We start from the raw sequence: 15,286 nt of genomic DNA on the forward strand, positions 1-15,286 counted from the left end.
CAGTCTCCTTAAGGCAATAAACGCTCACGTTCCCAAAGTGATTCAACCGTTTCACGCTCACGAATCAGATGAGCCTGATCACCATCCACCATCACTTCAGCAGCACGGCCACGGCTGTTATAGTTCGAACTCATTACGAAACCATATGCACCAGCACCCAGTACTGCCAGCACATCATTTTCTTTAATGGCAAGCTCACGTTCCTTACCCAGAAAATCGCCAGTTTCACAGATTGCGCCCACCACATCCCATTCTTTTGTTTCCATATCCGTATGCGGTGTCACGGATTGAATATCCATCCATGCTTCATATAAAGCTGGACGAATCAGGTCATTCATCGCGGCATCAATGATGGCAAAGTTACGGTGATTGGTTGGTTTCAGTAGATCCACTTTGGTCAGTAAAACACCTGCATTGGCAGAGATACTACGACCCGGCTCCATATAAACTTTCAGGCCCAGTTTTTCTAAAGCCGGACGCATGGCATTGGCATATTCTTCAACCGATGGCGGTGTTTCATCTTTATATGTCACACCTAGACCACCACCGATATCGATGTGTTTCAAGTTGATGCCCATGTCTTTCAGCTTGTCGATCATAACAATGACACGATCCAGCGCATCAACAAAAGGTTGAGTTTCAGTCAACTGCGAACCGATATGACAGTCAATCCCGACCACTTCAAGATTTGGCAATGATGCTGCATAAGCATAGGTATCAAATACGCTATCTGATGGAATACCAAATTTGTTTTCTTTTAAGCCTGTTGAAATATATGGATGGGTTTTGGCATCGACATCCGGATTCACACGTAGTGAAATTGGCGCTTTAACATTAAGTTCAGCCGCTACTTTCTGAATACGGTCCAGTTCGGCATATGACTCGACATTAAAACAGGCGATGCCTACTTCCAATGCCTTTTTAATATCTGCTTCTGATTTACCCAGACCTGAGAATACGATTTTTGAAGGTTCACCACCGGCTTTCAATACACGAGCCAGTTCACCACCAGTCACGATATCAAAACCAGCACCCTGCTTGGCTAATACATTCAATACCGCAAGATTAGAGTTTGACTTTACCGCAAAACAGATTTGATGATCGATAAAGCTAAAAGCACGGTCCATATCCAGATAATGCTTTTCAAAAGTTGCTTTTGAATAAACATAAAGTGGTGTGCCAAATTGCTCTGCGAGCTGTTGCAGTGAACATTGCTCAGCATGCAATACCCCATTAATGCGGGTGAAACTCATGAATGTATCCTTTCTCTGAAAGTCTTAAGGAGATGGTGTTGAATCGGATTCAGCGAGCGCTTCAAACTGCTGCTTGACTGGCGCATCCTGTTGTTCATCTGATACTTGCGGTGCAGATTCAGTATTTTTATAGAGTAAATACTTGGCACGTTTATCGTAGTTTGGATCATTGGGAAGATGTAAAGCTCCCGACTGCCCACAACCGACCAAGGCAAAACCGACTGTAATTAAACTGATGTAGCAAATGATCTGACGCATCTGACCACCTATATGAGTATTTTCGATGAAGTATAACGCGATCATCCGCATGACCAAAGCGCTAAACGCTAGAGAGTATATTCAGACATAAAAAAACGCCAGCAGATCGCTGACGTTTTTATTGATATGGATTATTTATGTTTCTGTTTATAGAAGCCTAAATATCCAATAATCAGTAAAATGAACCAGACCGGGCTGACCATCAAGGCACGACGGGTATCATCTTCCAGCGATAACACACCAATCATGCCGACAAAGAAAATAATCACGATCCAGCAAGTCACCAATCCACCAGGCAGCTTGAATATGGATTGAGCATGCAATTCTGGACGAGTACGGTAATAGATCATGTAGCTCCAGATAATGATCAGCCATACACAGATAAAAAAAATGGTCGATAGAGTCGTTGCTAAGGTAAATGCTTCAACCGTATTCGGCACGAAGTACTGTAATGCTGCACCGAGCAATAAACAGATCGCAGAGAAATACAATGCATTCGCTGGAACGGCGCGCGAATTCAAACGACCAAAGGCTTTAGGTGCCTGTTCTTCCCGAGACAAACCAAACAGCATACGGCTGGTCGAGAACACCCCACTGTTCATTGATGACATTACTGATGACAGCACCACCAGGTTCATGATGATTGCTGCCGCCGCAATACCGGCCTGACTGAACAGATTCACGAACGGAGAAACATTTGGATTGATCTGATCCCATGGTGTCACTGACATCACAATGATCAGAGCAAGCACATAGAAAATAATGATACGGATCGGAATCGAGTTCACCGCTTTCGGCAGGTTACGCTCTGGATCTTTGGTTTCAGCAGCCGTAGTACCAACCAGCTCTACACCTACAAAGGCGAAAATCGCAATTTGGAAACCAGCCAGGAAACCCATAGTCCCAGTCGGAAATAAACCGCCATGATCCCAGATATGGGCAAATGAAGCGACCGTACCTGCATCATTTGTGAAGCCAGTAAAGATCATCCATAAACCTACAGCGATCAGTACAATAATGGCGATAATCTTGATCAGGGCAAACCAGAACTCCATTTCACCAAACAGTTTCACGGTTGCCAGGTTCAATCCCATGATGAAGACAATAGAGGCAATACTGATCAGCACACCTTCGCCCGGAGTAAATGGCAGACCGTTATTAAAGAATTGCAAGTAATAGATAATGGCTGACAAATCCGCGATACCAATCGTGATCCAGCATAACCAGTACGTCCAGCCGACAAAATAACCTGCCCATGGCCCGATCAGATCGGTGGCAAAATCGATAAAAGATTTATATTGCAGATTGGATAATAATAATTCACCCAAAGCGCGCATGACCAGAAACACCATAAAACCGATGATCATATAAATCACCAGAATAGATGGTCCTGCCAAGCTAATGGTTTTCCCTGAACCCATAAACAGGCCGGTGCCAATCGCACCCCCAATGGCAATTAACTGCAGGTGCCGGTTGGATAAACTACGCTGTAGCTCACCATCTTCCGATGATGAGTGACTATATTTTTCTGACATTATTTCATTTCAACTTTGAGTTTTAATCGCGACAAATTAACGTAAAAAACCCGGAATACAAAAAGAAAATTCGCATCATTTGTATTTTCCAACTAATCTTGCAAGTTAATTTATTTTTCTTATATCAATATTCATTTATCTTTAGTCTTAGTTTTAAGGCGCGATGAATACAGGATTTTTCTTGTCAAAGCGCTGAAACTATGTAAAAAATAGAATACAAATCCGCCAATATTCGCGTTTAGGATGAGCGCGCATGGCATAGCAATTGCTTTTCAATCAACATCTCAAATAAAGCTGACACGGATAAATAAGAAGAAATTTATGCAAAATTTACAAAGCATCATGGAAACCGTCAGTGGCTGGGTCTGGGGCCCTTATATGCTGGTCCTCATTGTCGGGACCGGTATATTCCTGACCTTCCGCCTGCTGTTCTGGCAGTTCCGCATGTTGCCACTGGCCTTTAAACAGGTTTTTGGCAAACACCCTTCGCATGAAGGTGATATTTCCCAGTTTGGCTCACTCATGACCGCACTGTCAGCTACCATCGGTACCGGTAATATTGCCGGTGTGGCAACTGCCTGTGTACTGGGCGGCCCAGGGGCCGTATTCTGGATGTGGATGACTGCCCTGTTCGGAATGGCAACCAAATATGGCGAAGGCGTACTGGCCGTCAAATACAGGGTTAAAAATGAACGCGGTGAAATGTCTGGCGGTCCAATGTATTACATTGAGCGCGGCCTGAAATGGAAATGGCTGGCACTAATCTTTGCATTCTTTGGTGCTGTAGCGTCTTTTGGAATTGGTAGTTCTGTTCAATCTAATACCGTTGCACTTGCGGTAGAAAATGGTTTCGGTCTGGAAACCTGGGTTACAGGTATCGTGATTACTGCGTTTTCTGCACTGGTGATTCTGGGCGGGATTAAGTGGATTTCTAGGGCTGCCTCTTTCATCGTTCCAATTATGGCGATTGGCTATGTAGTGGGCGGTCTGATCATTATTTTCACCCATCTCGATTTAGTGGGCCCTGCACTGAAAATGATTTTCACCTATGCCTTTACTGGTGAAGCTGCTGTAGGTGGTGCAATTGGTGCGGCAATTCGTTATGGTGTCGCGCGTGGTGTCTTCTCGAATGAAGCTGGTATGGGTTCGGCACCGATTGCCGCTGCTGCTGCAAAAACCGATCATCCTGCGCGCCAAGGTCTAGTGTCTATGACCGGAACTTTTATTGACACGATTATTGTCTGTTCGATTACGGGTATTGTCCTGGTGATGGGCTTCATCATGGCCGGCAGTGATTTTGGTGGACAAACCGGTGCTGTTCTGACCGTTTCTACATTTAACAAACTGCTGCCAGGTGTTGGTGGCTGGATCGTGACCTTCGGTATTATCTTCTTCGCCTATTCTACCATTTTAGGCTGGAGCTACTACGGGGAAAAATGTGCAACTTATCTGCTCGGTGAGAAATTTGTATTCCCTTATCGCATCATCTATATCCTGTCAGTATTTATTGGCTGTGTCGCGACACTGGATCTGGTGTGGCTGTTTGCAGATACCTTCAACGGTTTGATGGCAATTCCAAACTTGATCGGCCTGTTACTGCTGTCTGGGGTGATCGTGAAAGAATCCAAAGATTTTATTGCTCGCCGTAAATCAGGTGAACTGTATTAATAAAATTTAAAACCCTTAATAAAAAAGCCACGTTCATCGTGGCTTTTTTATTAGTTAAGTTTGCTAAAAATATCAGTTCAAACGGCCAGAAAATCCATCGTCATCATCATGAGCTTGATTTAGATTTAAGAACTCTTCACGATCGGCTTCAATTTCCAGCGCAGTTTCTAGAGATAATACAAAGAACAGCACTCCCGGAATCCTCATTTCCCCTTCGGCATCTTCCAGATGCTCACTGACCATTTGGTAAATTGGATTAGCTTCATCAAATGGCACATCGATATAAAGATCACCTGAATAACTTTCAATCACACCAGGCTGTTCTATACCCATACAGGGTGCAAAGTTAATTTGGCGTTGCTTCAGCCATTCCACTAGGTTCTGCCGCAAATGATAGGACTCAGCATCTGCATTTTCATGTTCGTAATTTTCAAAATGTACAAATAATACATCACGGTCTTTTTCACGTGCGATTGCATCGATATGTTTTAAAAGTTGTGGCATGTCAGGCTTCCTGTACCCGTGATGAATTTTCTCATTATAGGAGGTATTTCACTTTCATGTAGGATGGTGAATTCATAAGCGTCATATGCTGACGTAAATCACTGACTTTTTCAGCCAAAGGTCTTGGTTTTCAGTCTCATTCACCGCTATGCTGTAGCCCCTATTCCCAATATTTATTTTCGGAAATTATGGCTAAAGCAAAAAGTGTGTATCGTTGTGAACAATGTGGAGCAGACCATCCCAAATGGGCGGGTCAGTGTTCTGAATGTGGGGAATGGAACAGTCTGGTAGAAGTCAGTATTGTGCCAGCAACGACACATCGTGCTCAGCCAAAAATTGGCGGATATGCCGGTCAGGCAGCTGCGATTACCACTTTAAATAAAGTCTCCGTTTCACATGAAACCCGGTTGCAAACAGGGATTGGTGAGTTTGACCGAGTCTTAGGCGGTGGTCTGGTCACAGGTTCTGTGGTGCTGATTGGTGGTGACCCGGGGATTGGTAAGTCAACTATCTTATTGCAAACCGCAACTCACATGGCAGCGGGTAATAGCTCAGCCCTGTATGTCACAGGTGAAGAATCCCTGTCTCAGGTGGCATTACGCGCCCAGCGTCTGGACTTGCCAACCGACCAGCTGAAAGTCATGGCAGAAACCTGTGTGGAACGCATTTGCGAGGTGCTTGCACAGGAACGTCCTGCTGTTGCGATTCTGGACTCGATTCAGACTTTATATACCGAAACCTTGCAGTCTGCGCCAGGTGGAGTCTCACAGATCCGTGAGTCTGCCGCCCTATTGACCCGTTTCGCCAAAAATAGCGGCACTGCCCTGTTTATTGTCGGTCATGTAACTAAAGAAGGTGCCTTAGCAGGTCCACGTGTACTGGAACATATGGTGGACTGTGTGCTGTATTTTGAAGGCCAGTCGGATTCTCGTTATCGCATGATCCGCGCAGTCAAAAACCGTTTCGGTGCAGTCAATGAACTTGGCGTCTTTGGCATGACCGATAAAGGTCTGCGTGAAGTGGCCAATCCATCTGCCATATTCCTCAGTCGTTATGATGAAGCGATTCCAGGTTCCATCGTCATGATTAGCCGCGAAGGGACTCGCCCACTCCTGGTTGAAGTTCAGGCGTTGGTCGATGATGCCCATGGCCAGCCACGCCGTGTAGCCTTGGGTCTAGAACAAAACCGTCTGAATATGCTGCTTGCCGTAATGCACCGTCATGGTGGCGTACAAACTTCTGGTCAGGATGTCTATGTCAATATCGTCGGTGGTTTAAAGATTACTGAAACCGGTTCTGACTTGGCTGTACTTTTAGCCTGTGCATCCAGTATCCGGACCAAAGCCTTGCCTCAGCAACTGGCTGTTTTTGGTGAAGTTGGCCTATCTGGCGAAATTCGTCCGGTACCGAATGGTCAGGAACGTCTGAAAGAAGCCGTCAAACACGGTTTTAAATATATTATTTTGCCGCGTGCCAATGCACCGCAAAAACCGATTCCCGGCGTGCAGGTCATTGCTGTAGCCCGATTGCATGAAGCCCTGAGTGAAGCTATGAGCCTAAGTGACGAACTCAATTAGTTTTAATCGATAAATCTTGCGAAAAGCCTAAAAAAATACACATTTTTGATTGAAATCCCCTATAAAGCCTATATAAATAGAGTATTCAAATAAGTTTTTTTCACATAGGAAAATTGAATGGAAGTTCGACAGCGTGGTTTGATTGCAGGTCTTTTAACAGCAGCATTACTGGTTGCTCCTTTAACTGCTGAAGCAAAGCGTGCCGGTGGCGGTAAAAGCCATGGTATGCAACGTTCTGCTGCGCCTACTCAATCTTATCAACAACCTCGTCAAGCTGCGCCAGCACAACAGGCTCCAGCCGCTGGTGCTGCAACTCAGCAAAGATCTGGCCCAGGCGTAGGTAGTATGGTTGCTGCCGGTGTAGCCGGTGCTGCCGTGGGTGCAGTTGCTGCCAATGCGCTGGCTGATGACAAAGAAGTACAAGCGGCTTCTGAAGCTCAAGCAGCTCAACAGCAACAAGAGGAAAAAGGTGGTATTCCTGGCTGGATCTGGATTTTACTTGCTGCCGCTGTTGCCTTCTTCATTTTCCGTAAGATGGGCGCAAAAAAAAAAGTAGCTTCTAATCCATACGCTCCAAATAGTGGTGCTGGTCATTCAGCACCATTTGGTCAGACACCTCCTCGCGGTGGTGACAATACCAATATTTTTGGCCAGAACGTGGGTGGTAGCACGCCAAGCACAAATGCTCCGTTTGGTTCAGCTCCGGTAAATAACGCGCCATTTGGTGCAGCCTATACCAATAGCGGCAACCAGCTTCCAGATGGTACAGAACCTGCGACTTTCTTACGTGTGGCACGTCAACGTTTCAACCACATTCAGTCAATGAATACGGCGAGCAACATTTCAGAAATTAAACGTTACTTGACCCCTGATCTTTACCAGTCGATGTATAACGACATTATGGCAAATCAGGATCAGGACGTAGCTGAGTTCTCTAACCTGAATGCAATGGTGGTAGATTCATCGAATGAGAATGGTCAATATGTAGTAAGCGTACGCTTCACTGGCACTGTAAGTGAAGACCTGAATAGCCAACCTCAACCGTTTGCTGAAATCTGGCACTTTGTCAAACCTGCCGGTTCTCAGCAAGATTGGATGGTTGCAGGAATCCAGCAAGACTAAGTTTTTATCTCATAAATCGTATATCAACAGCGGCTTTCGGGCCGCTGTTTTGCTTTCTGAAACATTGAAAACTATTTAAATTTATTCTTGTTCTCTTTCTATTTGTTTTATTGTTATTCCTCTAAACAAATAGCTTAGTTTGTGTATTTTAATCGCTATCAGTCGTATTTTATAAAAAAGTCAATTTTCGGATTGGCTTTTTTATTTTGAACCTTTTAATCTAGATACAAAGATATTTGAGATACTGACATGACTGAGCGTGTTTCTCCCCCTGCCACGCTGGCAAACCGCGCACTGGCAGGCAATGCCGAAGCCCAATTTGAGCTTGCCGAACTCTATATGCAAAGCGAGCATGATGATGACATCATGCTGGCCGAAGAGTGGGCATTGAAAGCAGCCAATGGTGGCTGGGTTGAAGCCATGTACTGGCTCGGTGAGGGTTATACGGTTTATGCCAAAGAGATCGCTGAGGAAGACCCTGACGATTCCAAAGCTCACTTTGAGTTAGCCTATTACTGGTTGAGCAAAGCCAATTTCGAGAAACACCCAGCGGCAACTTTAGAACTGGCTGGCTTTTACCGACGTGGTGATGTGGTCGAAAAAGATGTCGAAAAATCCATTGCTCTTGTAAAGCAAGCAGCTGAATGGGGCGAAGTTCAAGCCATGCGTGATCTTGCCTTTATTTATGCCAATGGTCTTGGTGTGGTCGTTGATGACATACAGGCAGATTACTGGACACAAAAAGCAGACAAAGCTGAGCAGGAAATAGAATAAAGAAAAAGCCCATCGGATGATGGGCTTTTTTTACGAGAATAAAACTTTATTTCAGTTTTTAAATACTAGATTATTTTTCAAAATATTTTCAAAATTTTCTTATTAGTCAGATATTAAACAATTTCGGATTGGAACCAAATTAATTTCCAAGTACAATACCCCGCTAGTCGAGGGATGCTGCGACGTTTTACAGGTACGAAATGTAAAAGCGCCAGGCTCGACGATCGGTCCAACTTTTTCTAGACAGACCAACAACGGCATCCGCGAACTGAATGATCAATTATTGTTTTTTATAAGGAGATCGTGATGAACGCGGTTAATGCTTCATTTACAGATTATAAAGTTGCCGATATTTCCCTGGCTGACTACGGCCGTAAAGAAATCAAACTTGCAGAAGCTGAAATGCCAGCCCTAATGGGTCTGCGTAAGCGTTACTCTGCTGCTAAACCACTTGCTGGCGCGAAAATTTTGGGTTGTATCCACATGACAATCCAAACAGCTGTTCTTATCGAAACTTTGGTAGAACTGGGCGCTGAAGTTCGTTGGACATCTTGTAACATCTTCTCAACTCAAGACCACGCTGCTGCTGCGATTGCTGCGTCTGGTGTTCCAGTATTTGCTTGGAAAGGCGAAACTGAAGAAGAATACATGTGGTGTCTTGAACAACAAATCAATGTAAACGGCACACCTTGGGATGCCAACATGATTCTGGATGATGGCGGTGACTTAACTGCACTTGTTCATGAAAAATACCCAGAAGTTCTTGCAAAAATTCACGGGATTACTGAAGAAACCACTACAGGTGTAGCACGTCTTCTGGAAATGTGGAAAGACGGCTCTCTGAAAGTTCCTGCGATCAACGTCAACGATTCAGTAACCAAGTCTAAAAACGACAATAAATACGGTTGCCGTCACTCTCTAAATGATGCGATCAAACGTGCAACTGACATGCTGCTTTCTGGCCGTCGTGCATTAGTGATCGGCTATGGTGACGTAGGTAAAGGTTCTGCTCAGTCTCTTCGTCAAGAAGGCATGATCGTACGTGTTTCTGAAATCGATCCAATCTGTGCGATGCAAGCATGCATGGACGGTTACGAAGTGGTTTCTCCGTACAAAAACGGCGTTCAAACAGGCAAAAAAGAAGATGTAAATATTGATCTTCTTCAAAATACCGACCTGATCGTGACTACAACTGGTAACTACCATGTATGTGACGCTGCAATGTTAGATACACTGAAAGCTGGCGCAGTGGTTTGTAACATTGGTCACTTCGATACTGAAATCGATACCAACTACCTACGTGGTTACAAATGGGTTGAAGTGAAACCTCAAGTACACCAAGTGTATCGTTCAGATAATGAAAATGATTACCTGATCCTGCTTTCTGAAGGTCGTCTGGTGAACCTGGGTAACGCAACTGGTCACCCATCACGTGTGATGGACGGTTCTTTTGCAAACCAGGTTCTAGGTCAAATGCACCTGTTCGCTGAAAAATTTGCGGATCTTCCAGAAGACCAAAAACAAGCAGCGATTCGTGTAGAACTACTTCCTAAGAAATTAGACGAAGAAGTTGCTGCTGCAATGGTTGCCGGTTTTGGTGGTGTTCTGACTCAATTGACTCCAGAACAAGCAGACTACCTAGGCGTACCTGTTGAAGGTCCATTCAAGTCTGATGCTTATAAATATTAATACCCCTCACCCCATCCCTCTCCCTTAGGGAGAGGGTAACCATCCAAATTATTTTCAATGAAGTTTTAATGACTTCAAGTGAAAAAAATATGGGCTTAAACCCTGCATAATTCAGTAATGAATTCTCCTCTCCCTTTGGGAGAGGTCAGGGAGAGGGTGATAAGTAAAAGGTATTTATAAAAAGGATTTGAACATGTCTAAACAGATTCCAATTTCTTTTGAGTTTTTCCCGACCAAAACTGATGCGGGTGCAGAAAAACTTAAAACCGTACATCAAGAACTACAACTGCTGAATCCAGAATTCTTTTCTGTGACGTATGGCGCGGGTGGTTCAACACGCGAACGCACTTTATCTACGATCAATGATTTTAACGGTAAAGGCACACCTGTTGCCCCTCACCTGTCTTGTATCGGCGATGATAAAGCGCGTATTGCTGAATTGCTTGATTTGTATAAATCTCAAGGGATTGATCGTATTGTCGCGCTGCGTGGTGACTTGCCATCTGGTCAGGTGGGCCTAGGTGAATTGCCTTATGCACAGGATCTGGTTCGCTTTATCCGTGAACATTCTGGTGACCATTTTCATATTGAAGTTGCGGCTTATCCTGAAATGCATCCACAAGCAGACAGCTTTGATAAAGACATTCAGCACTTTGTGGATAAAGTAAATGCTGGCGCTAATGCTGCATTGACCCAGTTCTTCTTTAATCCAGATGCATACTTCTACTTTGTAGACCGTATCCAGAAAGCTGGAATCGATATTCCTGTTGCGCCGGGTATTATGCCGATTACCAATGCCAGTAACCTGATTCGCTTCGCAGATGGTACAGGCGCAGAAATTCCACGCTGGATTCGCAAGCAACTGGCAACTTATGGGGATGACACTGCAAGCATTAAAGCCTTTGGTCATGAAGTCGTGGTGAAATTCTGCGAACGCCTAATTGCTGGCGGTGCACCAAGCTTGCACTTCTATACCATGAATACCACTGATCCAACCCGTCAACTTGTTAAAGACCTCGGTCTTGCATAAGTAAAATACCTGATTTGAGAGTAAAACTTTAATGCCGCGTTTTTTTATTGAAGCTGATTTAGCAGTAGATACCACTGTAGAACTGACTGAAACAGTGTTTCATCATTGGGTTAAAGTTTTACGTGCTCAAGTCAGCGAAAAAGCCACCCTGTTTAATGGACAAGGTGGTGAATATGAAGTTGAACTGGTTGAAGTTTCCAAAAAGTCGGCTGCTGTACAGGTCAATAGCTATAACCCTACTGATCGCACACCAAAATTTCAAGCCTTGCTTGGTCAGGTCATGAGTAAAGGTGACCGCATGGATTATGCGATCCAGAAAGCGGTCGAACTGGGTGTATCTGAAATTCAGCTTTTAACCTCTGAACGCTGTGAGATGCGACTGAAATACGATCGTGATCAAAAGAAACTGGATCACTGGCAAGGTGTAGCCATTGCCGCCTGTGAACAGTGTGGTCTGAATATTGTTCCTAAAATTTTAGCGCCAATGTCACTTGAAAAATGGCTGGAAACCGATCTTCCTACTACCAAACTAGTCCTAGCACCAAACAAAGAAGAAATTGATGTTCTGGCGAATGCCACACCAGATATTGCTTTGCTAATTGGCCCTGAAGGCGGCTTGAGTGAAGTAGAAATCCTAGCGGCGAATGCTCAAGGCTTTGTCAATTGGTGTATTGGTGAGCGTGTCCTGCGTACCGAAACTGCTCCTGTCGTTGCTCTCTCAATTTTGAATTACACTATTTAAGCGATCAAAATTGTAAAATTTGGTTATTAATTTTATTGATTTTTATTTATAAGCACTCTACTCTTGAGTCAATAATAATGAAACACATATTGATTGATTTAAGAATCATTCAGGCTTGAATAAAAATTAAAATCTAGGATAAAAACCGTTCAGGACGAATACAAGGCACTTAATTATATGATTGATAATCAAGAGGCTTATATCAAAGAGCACTTGCATCGTGCTCAGATTGCGAACACGCTTCGACATAGCCGATATTTTCTGTTAAGTATCATGATTATTTGCCTCTATATTTTCTGTGTTTATCACATTCAATATAGCTCATCGAATAGTTACTTTAATCTCTGGTTTATCCTGACTGAAATTACCGTTAGTATGTGCTGGCTCATCAATACTCTGTATTTTAAGCCTGAACAATATCAACTGAAAAATGCACATTACTGGTTACAGATTCAAAGCCTTGCGGTAGGTTGCTGTATCGCTTCCGGTATTTCTCTGATTTATTATTACCTACCACAGGCCAATATCAATTTTGATGAAATAGAAGCACTCACCCTTTCGGCTTTGCTATTAATCGTGACTCAAGCTTTTGGTCTGACTTATTTAACCCAGAAGCTCAGTTACTTTTCACTGGTATTTTTACCTTCATTGGTACCCTTTTTACTCTTTCAGTTTTTTCATATCTCGGGTGCCAATCCGGTCTTTGGCCTGGCACTAAATTTTGCAGTCATTGTGATCCTGCTCTGTGCCAATAGTACCTATCGTATTCATACCCGTACTTCCCGCCTTTATGCAGAAAATGAATTGCTGGTGAGTAATGCCGAACAGCAGGTCGCCTGGACTGATGAGCTATGCAAACAGCTACAAACTGAAGTCAATAAATCCAAAGATATTAAACTGGAGCTACAACTCAGCAACCAGCTACTGGAACAGAAAGTTCGTGAACGTACCTATGATATTGAACAGATTAATATTGATCTGAAAAACCAGCAGCAAAACCTTGAACTGACTCATGAAATCGCCGGTATCCGTCCATGGGACTGGAATATCAAAGACCGCAGTATTTTGCTGACCAATCATAAAGATGAGAAAGTACAACGGAAATCCAGCGAACATCATTTACAGTTACAGCATATGATTCATCCTGATGATCTGGCTGCGTTCAAAAGCAATATGAAACAGCATTTGCGTGGGAAAACTGAGCGCTATGAAGTAACTTACCGGATTCAGCAAGCACCGGGAGTCTGGAGCTGGGTACATGATGTAGGCCGGGTGATCAGTCGCGATCCTGAAACTCACCGCCCTTTACGCATGGTCGGAATTTTGCGTGATATTCAGCAGGAACGTAGCTCTCAAGAACGCTTGAAACTGGCAGCCAGTGTGATCGAGCAGGCGGCTGAAGGAATCTTCATTTTAAATGATGAATTACGTTATATCGAAGTGAATCCTTATTTCGAGAATTTGTCCGGTTTTGAACGTAATGACATCTTGGGTAAATATCTGTTTGATATCACTGCAAGTCATAAGTCACAGCAGCGCACTATTCATTCCAACATCATCAAGCAAGTCGTGAAAATCGGATCCTTTGATGGCGAACTGAGTGAAAAATTCCTGTCCAGCAAAGAAATGCCACTCTGGTTGCATATCAATGCGATTACTGATGATGAAGGTCGTATCACCCACTATATCGGCATTGTTTCTGATCTGACTGAGCGTAAATTACAGGAACAGCGCCTGTCTTATCTGGAAAATTATGACACGCTGACTGATTTGCCAAACCGTTTTTACTATAACTACCAGCTGCATCAGTATCTGATGACGCAAAAAGATTCCATCAAGAAAATGGCTGTGATTCGACTCAATATCGACCGTTTCCGTCCATTGAATGAATACCTGTCTAATAATGGCGGTGATGAGCTGTTGCGTCAGGTGGCACAACGCTTACGTCTGACCAATGCTGAAGCCCTGTTTGTGGCCCACCTAAATGGCGATGACTTTGCAATTTTGTATGAAATCTCGCATATTCGCCCGTCTGTACAAGAACACTGTCAACGAGTTGCTGAAGCCTTCCAGGCTCCTTTCCATATTTTTGGACAAGATTATGTGATTACCCTATCGATGGGCGTGGCTTTCTATCCGGATCATGGCCGTCAGTTAGATTATTTGAATAACTGTGCTGAACAGGCGCTGAGTGAAGCCAAAAATCTCGGTGGTAATACAATCCATTTCTACTCCAATGAAAATACGGCCTTACTGGAACAGGGAATTTTCATTGAACGCGATCTGCGTAAAGCCATCCAGAATGGTGAACTAGTAGTCTACTATCAACCAAAAATTAATTTCAATGACCAGCACATTTATGGCTTTGAAGCTTTAGTGCGCTGGAAACATCCAGAGAAAGGTATTATCCCACCTGACCTGTTTATTCCTTTAGCCGAACAGACCAGCCTGATTTCCGAGATCGGCCGTCTGGTGATTCAGCAAACTGCTAGACAGATTCGTGAATGGAATGACCTTGGCTTTCATAATATCTGTGTCTCTGTGAATATCGTGGCACAGCAACTGCGTCGTGGTCAGTTACTCGATGATCTGGATCAGGCCATTACCGAAAACCAGATTTCTGGCACCAGTCTGGAACTGGAAATTACTGAATCTTCACTGATTGAAAACTCTGAATCTGTCAAAAATCTGCTGAACCAGATCAAACAGCGCCAGATTAATATCTCGCTGGATGACTTCGGAACCGGTTATTCTTCTTTATCCTATCTTGCCGATTTTCCTATTGACATTCTCAAAATTGACCGCAGTTTTGTCTCTAAAATTGGTGAACATAAACAGGAAGCGATTGTCAGTGCCATGGTCGCGATGGGTAAAGCCATGGGTATGACTGTCGTCGCTGAAGGTATTGAAACTGAAGAACAGCTGCAATATCTACGTGATTTAGATTGTGATATTGCCCAAGGCTACTTCTTCTCCAAGCCATTGCCTGAACTGGAAGCAACTGCATATTTAGAACAGAATCGCATCGCTGAAACTTATATATATCAAGTCTAAGTCTATATCTACCTCGAATAAGATTGTCGCAAAAATAGTCGACTTTGACTGGGCTAAGTGCTTAACAAATGTTATATTCA

At 43.8% G+C, this 15,286-nt stretch carries 12 protein-coding genes; 8 read left to right on the top strand and 4 right to left on the bottom strand.

Annotated elements, in window-relative coordinates:
- Positions 1–8: 8 nt before the first annotated feature.
- The 3 genes from lysA to ACWM1W_RS11020 form a co-directional block, all read right to left on the bottom strand.
- Complete coding sequence (gene lysA / locus ACWM1W_RS11010; RefSeq protein WP_004784686.1) at positions 9–1,253, bottom strand: diaminopimelate decarboxylase; 1,245 nt, start codon at positions 1,251–1,253, stop codon at positions 9–11.
- A gap of 24 nt (positions 1,254–1,277) precedes the next feature.
- Positions 1,278–1,511 carry an LPS translocon maturation chaperone LptM gene (gene lptM / locus ACWM1W_RS11015; RefSeq protein ID WP_004784687.1) on the bottom strand — a complete coding sequence of 78 codons (234 nt, stop codon included), beginning with the start codon at positions 1,509–1,511 and terminating at the stop codon, positions 1,278–1,280.
- 131 nt (positions 1,512–1,642) lie between these two features.
- On the bottom strand, positions 1,643–3,046 hold the full coding sequence (locus ACWM1W_RS11020; RefSeq protein ID WP_004784690.1) for an amino acid permease: 1,404 nt from the start codon (positions 3,044–3,046) through the stop codon (positions 1,643–1,645).
- 321 nt (positions 3,047–3,367) lie between these two features.
- On the opposite strand from ACWM1W_RS11020, the gene ACWM1W_RS11025 reads away from it, so the two are divergent.
- Complete coding sequence (locus ACWM1W_RS11025; RefSeq protein WP_004784691.1) at positions 3,368–4,714, top strand: alanine/glycine:cation symporter family protein; 1,347 nt, start codon at positions 3,368–3,370, stop codon at positions 4,712–4,714.
- A 72-nt stretch (positions 4,715–4,786) separates the two neighbouring features.
- Here the strand turns inward: ACWM1W_RS11025 and ACWM1W_RS11030 are convergent, their stop codons facing one another.
- Positions 4,787–5,218 (bottom strand): hypothetical protein, encoded by a 432-nt coding sequence (locus tag ACWM1W_RS11030; protein ID WP_004784695.1) that lies wholly within the window; start codon positions 5,216–5,218, stop codon positions 4,787–4,789.
- A gap of 188 nt (positions 5,219–5,406) precedes the next feature.
- On the opposite strand from ACWM1W_RS11030, the gene radA reads away from it, so the two are divergent.
- The 7 genes from radA to ACWM1W_RS11065 all read left to right on the top strand — a co-directional run bounded on the left by radA (position 5,407) and on the right by ACWM1W_RS11065 (position 15,206).
- On the top strand, positions 5,407–6,795 hold the full coding sequence (gene radA, locus ACWM1W_RS11035; RefSeq protein WP_004784697.1) for a DNA repair protein RadA: 1,389 nt from the start codon (positions 5,407–5,409) through the stop codon (positions 6,793–6,795).
- A 117-nt stretch (positions 6,796–6,912) separates the two neighbouring features.
- Entirely contained in the window at positions 6,913–7,917 is a 1,005-nt protein-coding gene (locus ACWM1W_RS11040; RefSeq protein WP_104425880.1) for a Tim44 domain-containing protein, read from the top strand.
- Between the two features lie 249 nt (positions 7,918–8,166).
- Positions 8,167–8,691, top strand: a complete 525-nt coding sequence (locus ACWM1W_RS11045; RefSeq protein WP_004784704.1) for a tetratricopeptide repeat protein — start codon at positions 8,167–8,169, stop codon at positions 8,689–8,691.
- A gap of 306 nt (positions 8,692–8,997) precedes the next feature.
- A complete protein-coding gene (gene ahcY / locus ACWM1W_RS11050; protein WP_004784706.1) occupies positions 8,998–10,380 on the top strand; it encodes an adenosylhomocysteinase in 1,383 nt (460 codons plus the stop codon).
- A 193-nt stretch (positions 10,381–10,573) separates the two neighbouring features.
- Positions 10,574–11,410, top strand: a complete 837-nt coding sequence (metF, locus tag ACWM1W_RS11055; RefSeq protein ID WP_004784708.1) for a methylenetetrahydrofolate reductase [NAD(P)H] — start codon at positions 10,574–10,576, stop codon at positions 11,408–11,410.
- A 31-nt stretch (positions 11,411–11,441) separates the two neighbouring features.
- Positions 11,442–12,152, top strand: coding sequence for a 16S rRNA (uracil(1498)-N(3))-methyltransferase (locus ACWM1W_RS11060; protein WP_004784710.1), 711 nt, complete (start codon positions 11,442–11,444; stop codon positions 12,150–12,152).
- Between the two features lie 177 nt (positions 12,153–12,329).
- The gene (locus ACWM1W_RS11065) at positions 12,330–15,206 is read left to right on the top strand and encodes a putative bifunctional diguanylate cyclase/phosphodiesterase (RefSeq protein ID WP_104425879.1); all 2,877 of its coding nucleotides are present in this window, start codon (positions 12,330–12,332) and stop codon (positions 15,204–15,206) included.
- Positions 15,207–15,286: the final 80 nt, after the last annotated feature.

The sequence above is a fragment of the Acinetobacter sp. TW_SC_4 genome, assembly GCF_054861205.1.

Bases quoted from the DNA above. Each gene is read 5' to 3' on its own strand.
- radA (WP_004784697.1), top strand. From the start codon at position 5,407: ATGGCTAAAGCAAAAAGTGTGTATCGTTGTGAACAATGTGGAGCAGAC.
- metF (WP_004784708.1), top strand. From the start codon at position 10,574: ATGTCTAAACAGATTCCAATTTCTTTTGAGTTTTTCCCGACCAAAACT.
- ahcY (WP_004784706.1), top strand. From the start codon at position 8,998: ATGAACGCGGTTAATGCTTCATTTACAGATTATAAAGTTGCCGATATT.
- ACWM1W_RS11025 (WP_004784691.1), top strand. From the start codon at position 3,368: ATGCAAAATTTACAAAGCATCATGGAAACCGTCAGTGGCTGGGTCTGG.
- ACWM1W_RS11045 (WP_004784704.1), top strand. From the start codon at position 8,167: ATGACTGAGCGTGTTTCTCCCCCTGCCACGCTGGCAAACCGCGCACTG.
- lysA (WP_004784686.1), bottom strand. From the start codon at position 1,253: ATGAGTTTCACCCGCATTAATGGGGTATTGCATGCTGAGCAATGTTCA.
- ACWM1W_RS11030 (WP_004784695.1), bottom strand. From the start codon at position 5,218: ATGCCACAACTTTTAAAACATATCGATGCAATCGCACGTGAAAAAGAC.
- ACWM1W_RS11040 (WP_104425880.1), top strand. From the start codon at position 6,913: ATGGAAGTTCGACAGCGTGGTTTGATTGCAGGTCTTTTAACAGCAGCA.
- lptM (WP_004784687.1), bottom strand. From the start codon at position 1,511: ATGCGTCAGATCATTTGCTACATCAGTTTAATTACAGTCGGTTTTGCC.
- ACWM1W_RS11020 (WP_004784690.1), bottom strand. From the start codon at position 3,046: ATGTCAGAAAAATATAGTCACTCATCATCGGAAGATGGTGAGCTACAG.
- ACWM1W_RS11065 (WP_104425879.1), top strand. From the start codon at position 12,330: ATGATTGATAATCAAGAGGCTTATATCAAAGAGCACTTGCATCGTGCT.
- ACWM1W_RS11060 (WP_004784710.1), top strand. From the start codon at position 11,442: ATGCCGCGTTTTTTTATTGAAGCTGATTTAGCAGTAGATACCACTGTA.